This window comes from Gilliamella sp. Pas-s95, from assembly GCF_009795795.1.
Taxonomy (GTDB): Bacteria; Pseudomonadota; Gammaproteobacteria; order Enterobacterales; family Orbaceae; genus Gilliamella; species Gilliamella bombicola.
Genome location: NZ_WTFC01000004.1, coordinates 64,507 through 82,038, shown reverse-complemented (window position 1 = coordinate 82,038; position 17,532 = coordinate 64,507). Strand labels below are relative to the sequence as shown.

The window sequence follows — 17,532 nt, the reverse complement described above, 5'->3', positions numbered from 1 at the left end:
GTATTTTCAGTGTGTTTATCTATATTATTCTGTTTCCCTTGGCTCAATATTCTGTAAGATTCTTTAAAACCCACTTAAAGTATATAAAATTCTCGAAGTATTTGTTAGCAGATGCATGACCAAAATTTTTAGTTATATTATTGTGTTATTCAGTGGTTATCAATGAAAAACGAAATTGATTTAATAAATAAAAAAATCAATTAATTATTGAATATCTCCAAATATTAAACTCAATTCTATTAAAAGTGCACAATCAATTTTGTATATATAAATATAGTGCAACGATGACATCTACTAAGTGATACTTTTGTGCATAATCTAATAGTGATAGGATATAAAAAGTTAAATAAACAAAAGGTATAAAATCGTGACTTATAAACCTACCCAAGCGCCAAACAAATGTGAGAATATGAACCACATTCGTGCCGAAATAGATCAGATTGACCATTCCATAATTAAATTGCTTGCTACACGCTTTGAATACGTCAAAGCTGCCAGTAAGTTCAAAAAAAATACCACTGATGTACAAGCCAAAGAACGTTTTGACAGTATGCTAGAGCAACGAAAACAATGGTCGAATGAATTAGGACTTAATGGCGAAATCATCAAAGATCTATATGCAAATCTAGTACGATATTTTATCGATGAAGAATTGAAATATTTCAAAAACAAAGAAAAATAAAAACAGAGATTTCATTAAAAATATTTAGATAAGATATTGATTTTATGTTATCTTTAAAGATATGAATGATCTCATAAGAAGTAGGTGACATGGCTTATGCAACTAAACAGCAGTTATTAGATGAAATAAACAAAACGGCCAAGCTATTTATTGATGAGTTTATAGTTTTATCTGAATCACAAAAAGACTCTTTGGTAGAGGGCGTTGATCGTACTCCTGCACAAATGATTGCTTATCAACTCGGTTGGCTTAATTTGGTGAAATCTTGGGATGATGATGAACTTGCTGGTAAAACACCTGAATTACCGGCTTCTGGATACAAATGGAATCAATTGGGTAATTTGTATCAACAATTTTATAAAACATATCAATACCTATCATTACAGGCATTAATTCAAGCATTTAATCAGCAAATCACCATTTGGAATGATTGGATTCAATCTTTGAACGAAGACACTTTGTTTATAAAAGATAGCCGTAATTGGACTACACCTTATCCTGAATCTTGGACTGTTGCTCGATTTATCCATATTAATTCTGTGGCGCCTTTTAAATCGTTTAGAGCAAAAATCAGAAAGTGGAAAAAGCTAAATGCATCAGTTTAAAATTATATTCAATATAATGTAAGGAGAATAATATGGCCTTTACAGAAACAGAACGACAGCAATTGATGGAGCTTAAATTTGTGGGTGCCAAAATTATTGAAAGACTTGAAGAGATGAGCTTCGATTCTTTCGATAAATTGCGTAATGCTAGTTTAGATGAAATCCTTAATAAAGGTGCGTTATTAACAGGTTCAACTTGTTGGAAAAACAGCCATCAAGCAAAAACGGCAATAAGTAATATTTTGAGTTTAGTTAACAATGCGTAGTGTTGTTTGGTTTTTTATGAAATGCGTGTTTTAGCTAGCAATCTTATTTTATCTTCGTCTTATTAATTAGGTTTTGCTCATTTAGTTGAAGTTTGGCAAAATAGGCAACTTAGTTGAGGCTTGCCTTGAATGACTGATTTTTTAATAATCAATAAGAAGTTACATCATTATGCTATTGTTAAATAGAGCAGGAATGGAATTGGGATGAATAGTCGAATTAAACAACCTATAACAGTATTATTTATCTTGAGCTGCTTAAGCAGTATGGTCATTTGTTCTGCACCTGTTTTTGCTGATGAAGAACAGCCAGTGCTTCTTCAGACAGAGTCTCAAACCGAGGTCGAAGTGGGTGTTAATCCCCTAACTCAATTACCTGAAACTAAGCAAATTGATATTGTTGGTCCACACCCAATACATGAGGAAATTTATCATAAGACTATCTATTCACTTTCCGGTCACCCTAAGTATCCAGATGATTTTCAACATCTTGATTATGTCAATCCTAATGCGCCAAAAGGTGGTGTGATTAAACTGGCCGAAATTGGCTCTTTTGATAATTTGAATCGCTTTGCTAGTCGTGGTGCACCTGAACGTAATTCTGGGGAGCTATATGATAGTCTTTTTACTAATACTGAGGATGATATTACCAGTTTTTATCCACTTATTGCGACGTCAATTACCTATTCTAATCAATATCGCTGGGCAGAAGTGGCGATTAATCCTAATGCCCGTTTTCAAGATGACAAACCCATTACGGCACACGATGTTGTGTTTACTTTTGATAAATTTATGACCGAAGGGGTGCCTCAATATCGTGTTTATAATAAAGGTGTTACGGTTAAAGCGATAGATGATTACCATGTTAGGGTTGATATTCCAGAGTCAGATCGTGAAAAGCTCCTTTCATTCGTTGGTAGTATGCGAGTTATCCCTAAACATTTTTGGCAAAATCATGATTTTTCAGAGCCATTAAGCACACCGCCAGTTGGTAGTGGTCCTTACTATATTAGTGATTATAAAATGGGGCAATATGTTGTTTATCGACGTAATCCCAATTATTGGGCGCGCGATTTGCCAATTAATAAAGGCTTAGATAATTTTGATGAAAAGCGTATTGATTACTATATGGATAATAGTGTTTCGTTAGAAGCCTTTAAAGCGGGCGAATATGATTTACGCGATGAAGATCAACCTAAAAATTGGTTTACTCAATATCAAGGTAAATATTTTGATGCTAACCATATTATTAAACAAGAAAAATCGGTTAAAACAGCAACCGACACTAAGTGGCTTGCATTTAATTTACAAAAAGAGCTATTCAAAGATATTAAAGTGCGAAAAGCTATCACACTAGCATTTGATTTTGAATGGTTAAATCATGCCTTTTATTATGATAGTTACAAAAGACCTTATAGTTTTTTTGAAAACACTATTTATGCGGCAAAAGGTAAGCCGACAGAGCAAGAATTGAAGTGGTTAAATCCTTATAAACATATTATTCCAGAAGCCGTTTTTAAGAATGCTTATTCTATTCCCAAAAGTGATGGTAAGGGCTTTAATCGTGATAATTTATTAAAAGCTGCTGAATTATTAAAACAAGCCGGATGGGTGATTAAAGACGGTAAGTTGATTAATGTTAAAACGCAACAACCGTTTGAATTTGAGTTGATCAGTTATCTTGGTAACGATATTAAATATGCGGTTCCATTTCAACAGAATTTGGCCCGTTTAGGAATTACCATGAAAATCACATTATTAGATTCAGCACAACATTTACGTCGTGTCCGTGAGCGTGATTATGATATGGTTGCACGTGATTATTATGCTGTAAATTATCCAAATTCTAGTTTGTCGATGTTTTGGGGCAGTGAGTATCTTAACTCGTCATGGAACGCTTCAGGTTTACATAATACGGCTATCGATAGTATTATCGCTGAAATTATTAAAAATGTGGATAATCAAGAAGCACTTGTCCCATTAGGGCGTGCGCTGGATCGGATTTTAACGCAAGAATATCCAATGATTCCTATGTGGTATAATAGCAAATCGTACTATGCATACTGGAACAAATTTGGGCAACCAGCTATACAGCCAACCTATTCGATAGGGATTGATAGTTGGTGGTATGATGCAGACAAAGCAGCTAACCTGCCTAAAAATCGGGAACATTAATATGCTAAATTATTTTATTCGTCGATTGTTACTGATTATTCCAACATTATTTGTGATTTTAACAATCAACTTTTTTATTGTGCAAGTGGCACCAGGTGGACCGGTTGATCAGGCGCTTGCTATGATTGAAAATGGACCGCAAGCCGGGCAAGGGCTATTGCCGGGGAGCGGTAGTTCATCTACATTAGTACAGCAGTATAAAAATGAGTCAAACTATCGTGGATCTCGAGGGCTTGATCCACAAGTTATCGCGATGATTGAAAAACAATACGGCTTTGATAAACCAATATTTGAACGTTATATCGAAACACTAAAAAAATACATATTATTTGATTTTGGTAACAGTTTTTTTAAAAGTGAATCGGTATTAGGCTTGATTGTCAAAAGTTTGCCTGTTTCAATTTCATTGGGATTGTGGAGCACTTTAATTGTTTATCTGATCTCAATTCCTTTAGGCATTCGCAAAGCGGTGAAAGATGGTTCAGCATTCGATTTTTGGTCAAGTACCTTAATTATTATTGGCTATGCCATTCCTCCTTTTTTGTTGGCTGTATTGTTGATTGTGTTGTTCGCTGGTGGTAGTTATTGGGATGTTTTTCCACTTCGTGGTCTTATTTCGAATAATTTTGATCAACTTGACTTTTGGGGCAAAGTAAAAGATTACGCATGGCACATGTGCTTACCGACTATTGCTATGTCGATTAGCGGTTTTGCTTCCTTGACAATGTTGACAAAGAACTCGTTTTTAGATGAAATCCGCAAGCAGTATGTAATCACTGCACGAGCGAAAGGGTTGAGCGAAAGGCAGATTATGTATAAGCATGTTTTTCGCAATGCAACATTACTGATTGTGTCGGGCTTTCCTGCTGCTTTTATCGGTATTTTATTTACCGGTTCGTTATTAATTGAAATCATTTTTTCGCTTAATGGGCTTGGTTTATTGGGTTATGAGGCAATTATTCAACGTGATTACCCTGTGATTTTTGGAACACTTTATATTTTTACATTAGTTGGACTCATCACAAAACTGCTGTCTGATTTATCTTACATGATGATAGACCCACGCATTGACTTTGAGGCTCGAAACTGATGACCACTCATTATTCTTTTAATCAACAACGCTGGCAACGATTTAAGCATAATCGCCGTGGCTATTATTCACTTTGGTTATTTTCGATCTTTTTTGTGATTAGCTTATTTGCTGATTTTATTGTTAACGATAGGCCCATTTTTATTAAATATCAGGATAATTACTATTCACCAATTTTTCATTTTTATCCAGAAACAGAGTTTGGTGGGCAATTAGAAACACAAACCAATTATCTTGACCCTACTATACAAAATAAAATAAAAGCCAATGGTTGGATTTTATGGCCGCCGTTTCGCTACAGTTATAGTACGCTAATCTATGATACGCAGAATACTTTCCCGACGCCGCCTTCAGCATTGCATTGGTTAGGTACAACCGATACGGGTTTTGATGTACTGGCTAATATCTTATATGGTTTTCGTATTTCGATGTTTTTTGCTATTTTTTTGACATTGTTTACTTCATTTATTGGTGTCATCATCGGGGCAATCCAAGGTTATTATGGCGGAGCAGTAGATCTAATAGGGCAGCGATTTATTGAAATTTGGTGTGGTTTACCGAATTTATTTGTGATTATTTTATTAGCCAGTGTTTTGCCACTTAATTTTTGGTGGTTGTTAGGTATTACTGTTTTATTTGGTTGGATGGGGCTCGCCAACGTTGTGCGTACCGAGTTTTTACGGACTCGCAATTTTGACTATATTCGCGCAGCTAAAGCAATGGGAGTTAGTGATAGTAACATCATGTTTAGACACATCTTACCTAATGCGATAGTGGCAACATTAACTTTTTTACCGTTTATCCTCTGCGGAGCTATTACAACGATAACCTCGTTGGATTTTTTAGGTTTTGGCTTACCGATTGATTCACCATCGCTTGGTCGATTATTGCTGCAAGGTAAAAATAATTTACAAGCCCCTTGGCTTGGTATTAGTTCATTTTTAATTATAGCTACGTTACTTTCTTTACTTATTTTTATTGGTGAAGCAGTAAGGGATGCATTCGATCCAAACAAAGGAGCGTATCGATGAGTTCTCCTTTATTATCCGTTCAGGATTTAAGTGTTGCTTTTAGACGTGGTACGCAAACTACATCCTCCATCGTGGATCATGTTAGTTTTGATATTCATGAGCAAGAAACATTGGCTCTTGTTGGTGAATCAGGCTCTGGAAAGAGTGTTACCGCGCTGTCTATCTTACGTTTGTTAGGTAAAGAGCAAGTGGTTTACCCCACTGGCGATATTTTGTTTGAAGAAGCCTCTTTATTGCATGCACCAGACAAAGTGCTTCGTAAAGTACGCGGCAATCAAATTAGCATGATCTTTCAAGAACCAATGGTGTCATTAAACCCTCTACATACGGTTGAAAAACAACTTTATGAAGTATTAGCATTACATCGTGGTATGCGTCACAATGATGCGCGTTGCGAGATTTTGCAATATCTTGATCGTGTGGGAATTAAAGAGCCAAAAAGTAAATTATCGGCTTATCCGCACCAGCTATCAGGTGGCGAAAGGCAGCGAGTTATGATTGCTATGGCAATTTTAACCCATCCAAAATTATTGATAGCAGACGAACCCACCACTGCTTTAGATGTGTCAGTGCAGGCACAAATTATTCAGTTATTAAAAGAGTTAAAGAACGAACTGAATATGAGCATGCTATTTATTTCGCATAATCTTAGCATTGTTAAAAAGCTGGCCGATAAAGTAGCTGTTATGCAAAAAGGCGAAATTGTTGAATATAATAATAAGCAGCGCATCTTTTTACGTCCAGAACATAAATATACGCAAACACTATTAAATTCACAGCCAAATGGTGATCCGGCCCCTTTGCCTGATACTCCTGGAATACTGCTTAATGTAAATCATCTGAGTGTTGAAGTTATTGCCAAAAAGCGTTTATTTAGTAGTCAAAAAAAACAAATAGTTAATAATATTGGTTTTACTGTGCATCAAGGTGAAACCGTTGGGATTGTTGGTGAATCAGGATCGGGAAAAACGACTGTTGCACTAGCCATTTTACGCTTGATTAAATCACAAGGTAATATTGTATTTGATAGCCATTCTATACAAAACCTAACTGGCAAAAAACTATTACCGTTTCGTAGCCGCATTCAAGTTGTGTTCCAAGATCCGTTCTCATCACTTAACCCACGCTTTAATGTCGAGCAGATTATTTGTGAAGGATTAATGACACACAAAAAACTAAGCAAAGATGAGCGTGAAAAGGCCTTAATTGATATTATGCAAGAAGTTGGTCTTGATCCTGAAATGCGTTATCGTCATCCTACTGAATTTTCGGGTGGTCAGCGTCAGCGTATAGCCATTGCCCGAGCTTTAATTTTACAACCAGAGTTATTGATTTTAGATGAGCCGACTTCATCTTTAGATCATACTATTCAAAAACAGATTATTCATTTGCTTAAGTCATTGCAAGAAAAGTACCAGCTTAGTTATTTGTTTATTAGTCATGATTTAGCATTAGTTTATGCAATGTGTCATCAAGTAGTTGTAATGAAAGATGGCCGAATTATTGAGCAAGGTACGCGTGAAAAGGTTTTCTACTCTCCAGAAGAAGAATACACCAAGGCGTTACTTTCATTTTTAGATAGACGACCTCGTAAGCAAAGTAACATCTTGATACATAAGGAAAAGGTTGAAACAGCTGAAAAAGTAGAAACTACAGCAAAATTTGCTCATAACGATGATACACAACAACATCAACAGCAAAATAAGGAGCCAGACAAAAAGGTTAATTGGGGCGATGCGCTGTTAATGCGTAAAAAATAAATATCTAAATCAATATTTTAATCTATTTAGCAGGTCGATTATGCAAAAACGAATATTACTTTTTTTATTAACACCTTGTTTATCACTGATGTCGATAAATGCGATAGCGTTAACTTGTAGCGAAAATCTAGCTCAAAATACAGTTGAAGCAAATAACTATATTTTTCAAATTTTGGATTATATTGATTCGCCTGTAAAAGGAATCAAGCAAGATATTAGAACTTCAACGACGCAATTGGGTAGTGATGTAAATAGTACGACAGCTAAGCACTCATTAGAATATGATTCTAATGGTCTTATTACGCAAAGCTATTATGACCTTTATTCAGATAAAAATATCCTAGTTTATTCTGAACATCTACAAAAAAATAAATCGGGCTGGGAAAATATCATTGAAGATGTAGAAGACAAAACCAATAGTATTATCCAATTCAATACCGATGAACAAGGTAAAATTGTCTTTTCACTGCAAACCAAAAAAGCTGTCGATTTTGTTTTTATTGAAACGGATAATTATGTGTACGACGATAACCATTGCCTCATTAATAAAAATGTACAATGGCAACTAAAAGAGATTGATGAGAACGGTCAATACACAGGCACAGATCAAAAAGGAACTTCAAGTTATACCTTTGCATATCGAGATCAACAGTTAGCTAACGTGTTGTATCAATTTAGTAATAATATGAAAAACGAGAGTAATTTTTCGTATCAGTATGATGATCATCATCGGTTAACGACCATTGAGTCTTCTTATTTATCAGCAGGTAAAGAATCGGCTCATTATGTCACTAAGTTTTTAACTTTTAATGAAAAAAATGAATGGCTTACAGCAATAAAAAATAAAAATAATCAAGGTGATAAACAAACATCTGTGAGTCGAGAACTGACTTATTATTAGTCTTTAGAAATACAAAAAACGTTATTTGATTGCTAATGTTTTTTGTATTTCCTTCCTTATTTACAACTAAATAACATCCGTTACATTCGAATAAATAATATATAAACAGCATGTAATGTCCATGCTAATGCTAAGCCAAACGTGAGTAACTTTTCGTGTTTGGGATGGATTTTATGTTCATGCAAAAGAGTTAGAATTTGCTGTAATCCACACCAGATAGGTAACGAAATCATTAAAAATAAAAAGACTTTGCCTATTTCTGTATTGGCTATTTTAATAATATAAGATCGCGTTGCTACATCACCAAAGGAAATCATAAACGTCATAATGATTAGCACAATAGGTGAAAACATAGCAGCCCATGTTCCTCCAAGTGCAAATAAACTTTTTATTACTTTTCCATCTGTGTTTTTTGTTTGAATTTGTTCATTTTTCATTGATGCAATACCACTTATTTCAATACAAGTAAAAATAAAAAAATCGATACAGCTAGCATAACTGTCCATAGCCCTACAGTCAGTAATAACCTGTTAGATTTTTTATTAAACATTGCACTAGGAATCATTTTATAGATTAACCTAAACCAATTTATCGTATGGAAAACGCTAACCAACAACGCAATACAATTAAGCACCACAATAACAGGACTACGTAAAAAAAAGATAAAACGATAAAACTCATCTTGCCCAAGGGTATTTGTGTGCATACATACTACACCATACATTAAAATTAAACTTACCCAAATCATGGAAAAAGGAACTAATTTGTGCATAATAGCAATTATACAGGGACACTTTACATCGGTTTGAACAGCATCAAGGTGATTATTGTTATTTTGTTGATTCATAAATTTCTCTAGGTTGTATTACATTTTATGCTAGTTATTGTTTGGTGGGCTTATTGTTCACTAGATTATTATAAGCATTAATCTATTCTATGTCGTCAGTTTAAATTGAGTCATAATATCGCCTTTTAATATTGCAGTGCTATGCAAAAAATGCGTCATATTTTAATGAGGCCATACATAGGCAATAAGTAATTAAATAGATAATCAAAGAAAAAGGAAGTTTAATATCGAGCAAGGTATCTTATAGAATTTTAAAAGATTTATACCATATAAATATATTTTGACGATTTTAATTTATTCATGAACAATTACTATTAGATAGAATGAAAAGAAAAATTTTGAGCAATTTTGCTAATTTTACTGTAATTGATAATTAAATGTAAATTGTCAAAAAAACTTATGTATATTATTTTGATTAGCAGTATCATTCTGAGCCTTATTGAGAATAATTTTAAGTCATACTAAAATGAACAACTCAAATCATAAAATTCCAGTTGGAATTGTCGGTATTATCAGTGCTATCGGCATTGTATATGGTGATATTGGTACTTCTCCTCTCTACGTCTTAAAGTCTATTATTCATGGATTACCTGATAATCAGTGGGCTAATCCATTCTATATTTTGGGAGCAGTGTCGTGTGTGATTTGGACATTAACTATTCAAACCACTTTGAAATATGTCATCATTACATTGCGCGCAGATAATAAAGGCGAAGGAGGCATTTTATCTTTATATGCTTTAATTCGTCGGCGCTATAAATGGACATTTGTTATTGCTATTATTGGCGCAGCGGCTTTACTTGCAGATAGCGCCATTACTCCAGCAATTACTATTATTACGGCTATTGAAGGATTAAATGTTATTTACCCTCATATACCTATTATCCCGATCACGCTGTTTTTGATTCTTATCTTGTTTGTTATTCAGCCTTTAGGGACTGGCGCATTGGGAAGATACTTTGGTATGAGTATGACAATTTGGTTTACCATTCTTTGTCTATTAGGGCTATATCGATTATTACCTCATTGTGATGTTTTAGTTGCTTTTAATCCTGTTTATGCCATTAGATTTATTATTGAAGCACCAGATGCCTTAGTTATTTTGGGTGCTATTTTTATGTGTACTACAGGTGCTGAAGCGCTCTATTCTGATTTAGGACATTGTGGGATTAAAAATATTCGTATTTCATGGGGATATGTAAAATTTTGTTTAATTATTAATTATTTAGGTCAAGCTGCCTGGGTTATTTATAATCCTCATTTTATTAATGCTGATATCAATCCATTTTTCATGATAATGCCTGAGTGGTTTAGATTAATTGGTATTATTATGTCAACTTGTGCTGCCTTTATTGCATGTCAGGCATTAATTAGTGGCTCATTTACTATCATTAGCGAGGCGATGTCATTAGATCTTTGGCCATATGTGCACGTTCAATATCCTACCTTAATTAAAGGACAAGTTTATATTCGTTCAATTAACTATATTTTGTGTGCACTTTGTATTGCGATGGTACTTGGTTTTCGTTCATCAACTAATTTAGAAGCAGCTTATGGCCTAGCAATTACTTTGAGTATGTTGATGACGACAGTTTTATTGTTTTTCTATTTTATGAAGAACAATAAGCCACTTTGGTATAGTATACCGTTAACCCTCTTTTTTATGTTGATTGAAAGTGGATTCTTTATCGCAAATATTCAAAAATTCTTTCATGGTGGTTTTGCCTCAATTCTTATAGCTGGTTTTATTTTTATTATTATGTATGCGTGGATAACAGGGAGAAATTTAAAGCGTGAACATAACTCATTTGATAAACTAGATGATGATTATTTGGCTAAAATTATTGCTGTCAGTCATGATAAAAGTATTGAAAAAATAGCGACGCATCTATTTTATTTAACACGTGCACAAAGCGCTCATGCGGTTGAAAGTAAAATAACTTACTCACTATTTGAACGAAAACCAAAACGAGCAGATACTTATTGGTTTATATCGATCAACCGTATGGATGAGCCATATCAATTCGAATATGAAATTGAAGTGTTAGTTCCATATAAGGTTTTTCGTATTGATTTGAATATCGGTTTCAAAGTAGATATGCATGTTGAACAGTATGCCCAACTCATTGCGACACGTACAGAACAGCAGAATTTAGTTAACTTATCTTCACGTTATTCTTCTGTTAAAGATCGTCGAGGTGATAGTTTATATGTAATTGTTGAGCGAACATTACGTAATGTAGATATTAATTTTATTAATCGCCCAATTTTAGCCATTTACTCATTTATTAAGCGTCAATTTACTTCGGATATTGACATGTTTGATATCGATCCCTCTACGGCATTAGTTGAGTTTGTTCCAATTGTTGTTAGTGAATATGAGAACGATAATAAAACATTAAAACAACTTATTGAGCAATCGAAAATGAGTGTTACAGGTAAGTTAGAATCGACAGATAAAGAATAACACATTGATAAATTTAGGGTAGTAATCCCAAAAAATAAAAATTAGTGTACAATAACGCAATTTAGCGGGAAACGCTTCCCTGTGTTGGTTATATTTAAAAGTATCATAACAAATAATAGGAACTAAGCATGACAGGCAAATTTATTGTCATTGAAGGGCTTGAAGGTGCTGGTAAAACAACAGCTATTAACACCGTTGCACGCATTTTGAATCAACACAATATTGACGATTTGCAATTTACCCGAGAGCCGGGTGGAACACCTATTGCTGAAGCATTACGTCATATAATTAAAAATGGTTTAGACAACGAGCCTTTGACTGATAAAGCCGAATTGTTAATGCTATATGCTGCGCGTATTCAACTGATTGATAATGTTATAAAACCAGCACTTAAAGCCGGTAAGTGGGTTATTGGTGATCGTCATGATTTATCAACACAGGCTTATCAAGGCGGTGGGCGTCAGTTGGATAAAGCCTTTATGGTAACATTAAAAGAACAAGTATTGGGTAATTTTAAACCTGATCTTACTTTATATTTGGATATCGATCCTGAAATTGGTTTGATGCGTGCAAGAACACGTGGTGAACTAGATCGCATTGAGCAACAATCATTGCCATTTTTTGAACGAATCCGTCAATGCTATTTAGAAATTGCCGAACAAGACAAAACCATTATAATTATTGATGCTGCAAAATCAATTGACGATGTAACTAAACACATTGAACAAATTTTAACAAAATGGTTAACAAAACAGGTTTAATATTCAATGATCTTAAATGACTATCCTTGGCTTTCGTTACCTTATCAGCAATTAGCATCAGGAATTATACATAAGCGTGCTCATCATGCTTTGCTAATTAACTATGTTCAAGGTAGTGGTGAAGACGAATTTGTTTCAAAACTTGCAAGTCGTTTATTATGTCAATATTCACAGCAATTAGAACCGTGCTTAAAATGTCATAGTTGCCAATTGTTTTTGTCTTACCATCATCCTGATTATTATGTAATAACCAATGAACAAGGTAAGCAGTCAATAGGTATTGATCAAATCCGTAATATATCCAGCAAAGTTTACGAAAAATCCCAACAAGGCGGTAATAAAGTCCTTTGGATAAAACATGCGGCTTTAATGACTGAAGCTGCCGCCAATGCATTGCTCAAAACGTTAGAAGAGCCACCCCAAAATACGTATTTTATTTTAAGTGACGATCATAACAGCCACTTATTACCAACTATCCATAGCCGATGTTTTTCTTATTTTTTGCCTGTTCCTAAATTGGAACAATCTATTGAATGGTTAAAAAAACAATACAGCCCACAATACAGCGATAATGAACTTGCCTCAGCATTATTATTGAGTGAAAATGCGCCACTAAAAGCAGCTGCACTATTAATGCCAGAAAAGTGGCAACAACGAAAAGAGTTTTGCAACTATTTATTAGAAGTTGTACCACAAAATAATTATTGGCAGTTGGCTAAAACCTTTGATAACGAAGATTTTATTGAACGTATTATTTGGTTTTGTACATTATTAAGTGATGCGCTTAAAGCTAAGCAAAAAGTTGGCCGTTTTATTGTTAATCGTGATCAAGTACCATTAGTCCGATTACTCGCAACTAATAGTAATGAGAAGCTTTCTGAGCTTTATAATTTATGGTTGCAAGCAAGAAACCAATTGTTAACAATTACTGGATTGAATAAAGAACTCATTATTTGTAATGTTCTTGCTCAATCCGAATTAGTTGATTAAGCAAAAATTAAGTGATATAAGGCGTGTTTTTATTTTCAGGCGTACGTTTTAAGTAAAAAAAGGGTGACCGTGAGTTATTTATCTATTGAATTTGGTTTGCTTTTTATCGCTTTTTTTGCCCTGTATTGGGGGTGTCGTTTATCGCCTAAAATCCAAAATGGACTGCTTTTAGTATCAAGTTACCTTATTGTTGGTAGTTATAGCTGGCAATTTGCGCTTATCCTTTTTATTTATACTTGTGTGATTCATTTGTTTTCGTTGTTGATTGCGGCATCGGAATGTCATGCAAAACGATGGCTTGTTTTAGGATTATGCGTATCAATTATTAACCTTGCGTTATTTAAATATTTTGATTTTTTTCGTTATGAGCTGCAATATCTGTTTAATTTATTAAATTTTCCTATTTTATTGCCAGCTATCACTTTATTAATCCCTATTGGCATCTCATTTTATACTTTCCATTCTGTAAGTTATTTAGTTTCGGTAAAGAAGAAAGAGTTACCGGTTGCTAAATTTTGGGATTTTGCTTTATTTTTGTCGTTTTTCCCGAGTATTATTGCAGGTCCGATTAACCGTGCGAAAGACTTTTTACCACAAATCAATGTTGCCCAACCTCGCGAAATTTTGGAGCCTTTTCGTGCATTTACATTGCTTATTTTTGCTGTTATTAAGGTTTACTGTGTAGGTGGTTTAATTAGCGAACATTGGGTTAAACCAATTTTTGCCAATCCATTAGAATTTAGTGTGATTGATTTGCTTGTTGGGCTTTATGGTTATGCAATGCAAATTTATTTGAATTTTTCAGGCTATACTGATTTAGTTACAGGTATTGCTTTATTGCTAGGGTTTCGTTTGCCAATTAATTTCAATTTGCCATATTTATCGTTGAATTTAAGAGATTTTTGGGGGCGCTGGCATATTAGCTTGTCACGTTGGATTCGTGACTATATTTATATCCCTCTTGGTGGAAATCGTCGAGGGCTTGTTCAAACGCAAATTAATGTCATGCTTGCCATGTTATTATCCGGATTATGGCATGGTCCAGGTATTAATTTTATTATTTGGGGTGCATGTCATGGTATTGGTATCGTGGCACTTAATATCGGTGACCGTTATTTAGGTAAAGATTGGATAACACGACGTTCGCCAACGGTGGCACGATTGCTAACATGGCATTATGTTTGTTTTACATGGCTCTTTTTTTATTGCGAAAGTTTGCCCGATGCCTTGGAATATTTAACCGCATTAGTGCATAACTTTTCAATACAACCTCTTTATGCAGGGGATTTTCTCGTTATTTGTTTTATCTATTTTGCCTATCCAATGTGTAAAAATTTCACTCAATGGTTTATTATACAACTAACCCGAATACCTCGTATTTTTTTGCCTTTTGTTTTTATCTGTATTTTATGGATGGTTATTTATATTGCACCATCAGGTATGCCAAATTTTATTTACGCTAATTTTTAATTATGATGATATATAAAAAATCGTTTTCAAAAAATAATAAAAAAACAAAATCAAATTTGAAAAGCCAACGTCATAAATCGCGGAATAAAATTACGCTTAAAAAAGAACCACAAAAAAATAAAAAGACCAGTCTCCATTCTGCCCTTGTTATTGAACATTTATCTGTCTGTTATATATGGATAACATTGTTTATTACTGCAATAGCACTAATGGCGCTTTATTACAAATCCATATTGATTTATTGCCAGCAAGCATATCATATTGATTTATTTGATAGTAATACGTTTTTCGTACAAGAAACATCCACTCAGGTGCTTGAAGAAAGTAACAATGACGAGTTAAATTTTCAACAAGTTGATTTTGTGTTGCCTATCGTTGAAAATGAAGGCTCAAACTTAAACGCTCCTCGGTTTCAAAATGTACAACAACGTAATGAAATTGAAGCGATACGAAAAGTAAATACAAAAACAGAAATAAACATAAAAAGTGAACAACAAGACAGTATTGCAAATGGTAAATTAGACACAGATTTAAAAACACATTTAGACATTATTGAGCAAAACAAACCTGCTCCTGAGCTTGTATTGCGAGATGAACCTAAAACTATGCAAGTAGATATTGAGTTACCCCATGAACCACTACCTATTGTATTAACGAGTAATGATAAAGTGTTTTTTGCTGGTGATTCTTTAATGCAAGGCGTTGCACCATATGTTAAAAAAATGCTGTTTAAGCAGTATAAAATAGAAAGCCTTAATTTGAGCAAACAAAGCACTGGACTTGCTTATCCAGGTGCTTTTGATTGGTCAAAAACAATTAATGACAATCTAATTGCTGATCCTTCTATTAAATTACTTATTGTTTTTCTTGGTGCTAATGACCCTTGGGATTTTCCTGTTAAAGGGTATGCAAAATATGCTAAATTCAAATCTGAATTGTGGGAAGAGCAGTACCGTTTGCGTATTGAATCTATCTTAAATAGTGCTATAGAACATAATGTTCAAGTGCTTTGGCTTGCTGCTCCCTGTATGCGCAAAGCAAAATTAAACGAGGGTATGGTTTACTTAAATAACTTATATAAGTCTGAAATAGAAAAAGTTCAACAACACTTTTTAACAACAAATGAATTATTAGGCTGTACGTACGAAAAATTCAGTGATTTTATCGAAACCGGTAAAACAAAAATTAAAGTAAGGGTTGATGATGGGATTCATTTTACTCCAACAGGCCAAAAAATTCTGGCAAAGACCATTATGGAAAAAATAATTTATAAAGAATTAGAGGATCCCCATAGTGATTAAATTTTTAAAATATATTACAGCAGTAATTACAATAACTATTACTGTTGGATGTAGTATTGCTGAAAGCAAAACTTCTAGCGTATCTGCTATCGTTGATTTTGGTGATCCTAATGCTAAACAATTTGCTAAACGTTTAAAATTGTTAGCGAATAACAAAAAAGCTAATCAAGTGGTTAATATTACTCAATTTGGTGATTCTCATTCAGCAGCCGACTTTTTTACGGGTGAATTTAGAGCATTAATGCAACAAAAGTATGGTGACGCAGGTATTGGTTGGATAACGCCTGTTGCTATAAAAGGACAAAACCATACTGCAGTGACATGGAAATCCAATAATTGGGAAGTATTAAGTAGCCGCACGTTAAGTAATTTAGATTTTCCTATGGGTGGTTTTATAGCTAAGCCCAATAAAGATTCATCCACTATCCAAATTGTACCTCGCGAATTAAATAATCAAACTTGGCAAGTTAGGCTAACCTTTAAGACGCTTAAAAACAATTCAAACTTACTAACACTTTATGATGCAAATAATAATAAACTTAGTTCAAGTTATATGCCTAAACCCAATATTTGGCAAACTACAACAGTTGTATCTAAATTACCTTTAGTTATAAAAGCTCAAAAAGATATTGAACTTGGTGGAATTTGGTTAACTCACCATCAACGATCTGGAGTTATTGTTTCATCGATTGCTACTAATGGTGCTAAGCAAACAATTTGGCAAAAGTGGGGGCAAAACTGGTTTAAAGAACTGGGTGTATCAAAAAGTGATTTAGTCATTCTTGAATACGGGACAAATGAAAGCTTTGATGAAACACTAGATGTGAATCAATATCGAAAGAATTTAGTGAATAATATTAGGCTGATTCGTAAAACATTACCTAATGCGGCAATATTAATAATGACACCACCAGACACAATGGCGAATGAAACAGATATGCCTCAGTCTTTTATAAAAGTAATAAATATTCAAAAGCAAGTTGCCAAATCTGAAAAAACCTTATTTTGGGACTGGCAAGTGGCGATGGGAGGTAAGTTTGTCATTAAACAGTGGCGTCAACGAGGGCTTGCTCGTCCAGATCTCGTACATCAGACTCTACAAGGCTATAAAGAAAGTGCTCGCATTTTTTATGCCGATTTGAATGAGTTTATTAGAAAAAAAAGCTAAATTTTTATTAAAAGGAATAAA

At 33.9% G+C, this 17,532-nt stretch carries 15 protein-coding genes and 1 pseudogene; 14 read left to right on the top strand and 2 right to left on the bottom strand.

Going from position 1 to position 17,532, the window contains the following annotated elements; genetic code table 11:
- The first annotated feature begins 367 nt into the window (after positions 1–367).
- The 8 genes and pseudogenes from GQ598_RS01990 (at position 368) to GQ598_RS01955 (ending at position 8,507) form a co-directional block, all read left to right on the top strand.
- Entirely contained in the window at positions 368–682 is a 315-nt protein-coding gene (locus GQ598_RS01990; protein ID WP_202115365.1) for a chorismate mutase, read from the top strand.
- A gap of 89 nt (positions 683–771) precedes the next feature.
- Positions 772–1,287, top strand: coding sequence for a ClbS/DfsB family four-helix bundle protein (locus GQ598_RS01985; RefSeq protein WP_085246902.1), 516 nt, complete (start codon positions 772–774; stop codon positions 1,285–1,287).
- Between the two features lie 32 nt (positions 1,288–1,319).
- Positions 1,320–1,553, top strand: coding sequence for a helix-hairpin-helix domain-containing protein (locus GQ598_RS01980; RefSeq protein ID WP_160402120.1), 234 nt, complete (start codon positions 1,320–1,322; stop codon positions 1,551–1,553).
- A 204-nt stretch (positions 1,554–1,757) separates the two neighbouring features.
- Entirely contained in the window at positions 1,758–3,725 is a 1,968-nt protein-coding gene (locus GQ598_RS01975; RefSeq protein ID WP_202112637.1) for an extracellular solute-binding protein, read from the top strand.
- Between the two features lies 1 nt (position 3,726).
- Positions 3,727–4,815 carry a microcin C ABC transporter permease YejB gene (locus tag GQ598_RS01970; protein ID WP_160402119.1) on the top strand — a complete coding sequence of 363 codons (1,089 nt, stop codon included), beginning with the start codon at positions 3,727–3,729 and terminating at the stop codon, positions 4,813–4,815.
- The gene (locus GQ598_RS01965; RefSeq protein ID WP_160402118.1) at positions 4,815–5,846 is read left to right on the top strand and encodes an ABC transporter permease; all 1,032 of its coding nucleotides are present in this window, start codon (positions 4,815–4,817) and stop codon (positions 5,844–5,846) included. The genes GQ598_RS01970 and GQ598_RS01965 overlap by 1 nt, the downstream gene beginning before the upstream one ends.
- Positions 5,843–7,417: pseudogene (yejF, locus tag GQ598_RS01960) on the top strand (microcin C ABC transporter ATP-binding protein YejF); the annotation flags it as partial. The gene GQ598_RS01965 and the pseudogene yejF, both read left to right, overlap by 4 nt.
- Before the next feature lie 229 nt (positions 7,418–7,646).
- A complete protein-coding gene (locus tag GQ598_RS01955) occupies positions 7,647–8,507 on the top strand; it encodes a hypothetical protein (protein WP_160402116.1) in 861 nt (286 codons plus the stop codon).
- A gap of 80 nt (positions 8,508–8,587) precedes the next feature.
- Here the strand turns inward: GQ598_RS01955 and frdD are convergent, their stop codons facing one another.
- Positions 8,588–8,944, bottom strand: a complete 357-nt coding sequence (gene frdD, locus GQ598_RS01950) for a fumarate reductase subunit FrdD (RefSeq protein WP_160402115.1) — start codon at positions 8,942–8,944, stop codon at positions 8,588–8,590.
- Between the two features lie 14 nt (positions 8,945–8,958).
- Complete coding sequence (locus GQ598_RS01945; protein WP_160402114.1) at positions 8,959–9,354, bottom strand: hypothetical protein; 396 nt, start codon at positions 9,352–9,354, stop codon at positions 8,959–8,961.
- Between the two features lie 466 nt (positions 9,355–9,820).
- On the opposite strand from GQ598_RS01945, the gene GQ598_RS01940 reads away from it, so the two are divergent.
- The 6 genes from GQ598_RS01940 (at position 9,821) to GQ598_RS01915 (ending at position 17,511) form a co-directional block, all read left to right on the top strand.
- Positions 9,821–11,821, top strand: a complete 2,001-nt coding sequence (locus GQ598_RS01940; RefSeq protein WP_160402113.1) for a KUP/HAK/KT family potassium transporter — start codon at positions 9,821–9,823, stop codon at positions 11,819–11,821.
- 128 nt (positions 11,822–11,949) lie between these two features.
- Positions 11,950–12,582, top strand: coding sequence for a dTMP kinase (tmk, locus tag GQ598_RS01935; protein WP_160402112.1), 633 nt, complete (start codon positions 11,950–11,952; stop codon positions 12,580–12,582).
- A gap of 6 nt (positions 12,583–12,588) precedes the next feature.
- Entirely contained in the window at positions 12,589–13,572 is a 984-nt protein-coding gene (holB, locus tag GQ598_RS01930) for a DNA polymerase III subunit delta' (RefSeq protein WP_160402111.1), read from the top strand.
- Positions 13,573–13,641: 69 nt separating this feature from the next.
- Positions 13,642–15,042 (top strand): MBOAT family O-acyltransferase, encoded by a 1,401-nt coding sequence (locus GQ598_RS01925; RefSeq protein ID WP_160402110.1) that lies wholly within the window; start codon positions 13,642–13,644, stop codon positions 15,040–15,042.
- 2 nt (positions 15,043–15,044) lie between these two features.
- Positions 15,045–16,343 (top strand): DUF459 domain-containing protein, encoded by a 1,299-nt coding sequence (locus GQ598_RS01920; protein WP_160402109.1) that lies wholly within the window; start codon positions 15,045–15,047, stop codon positions 16,341–16,343.
- Positions 16,336–17,511 (top strand): hypothetical protein, encoded by a 1,176-nt coding sequence (locus GQ598_RS01915; RefSeq protein ID WP_160402108.1) that lies wholly within the window; start codon positions 16,336–16,338, stop codon positions 17,509–17,511. The genes GQ598_RS01920 and GQ598_RS01915 overlap by 8 nt, the downstream gene beginning before the upstream one ends.
- The last annotated feature ends 21 nt before the right edge of the window (positions 17,512–17,532 follow it).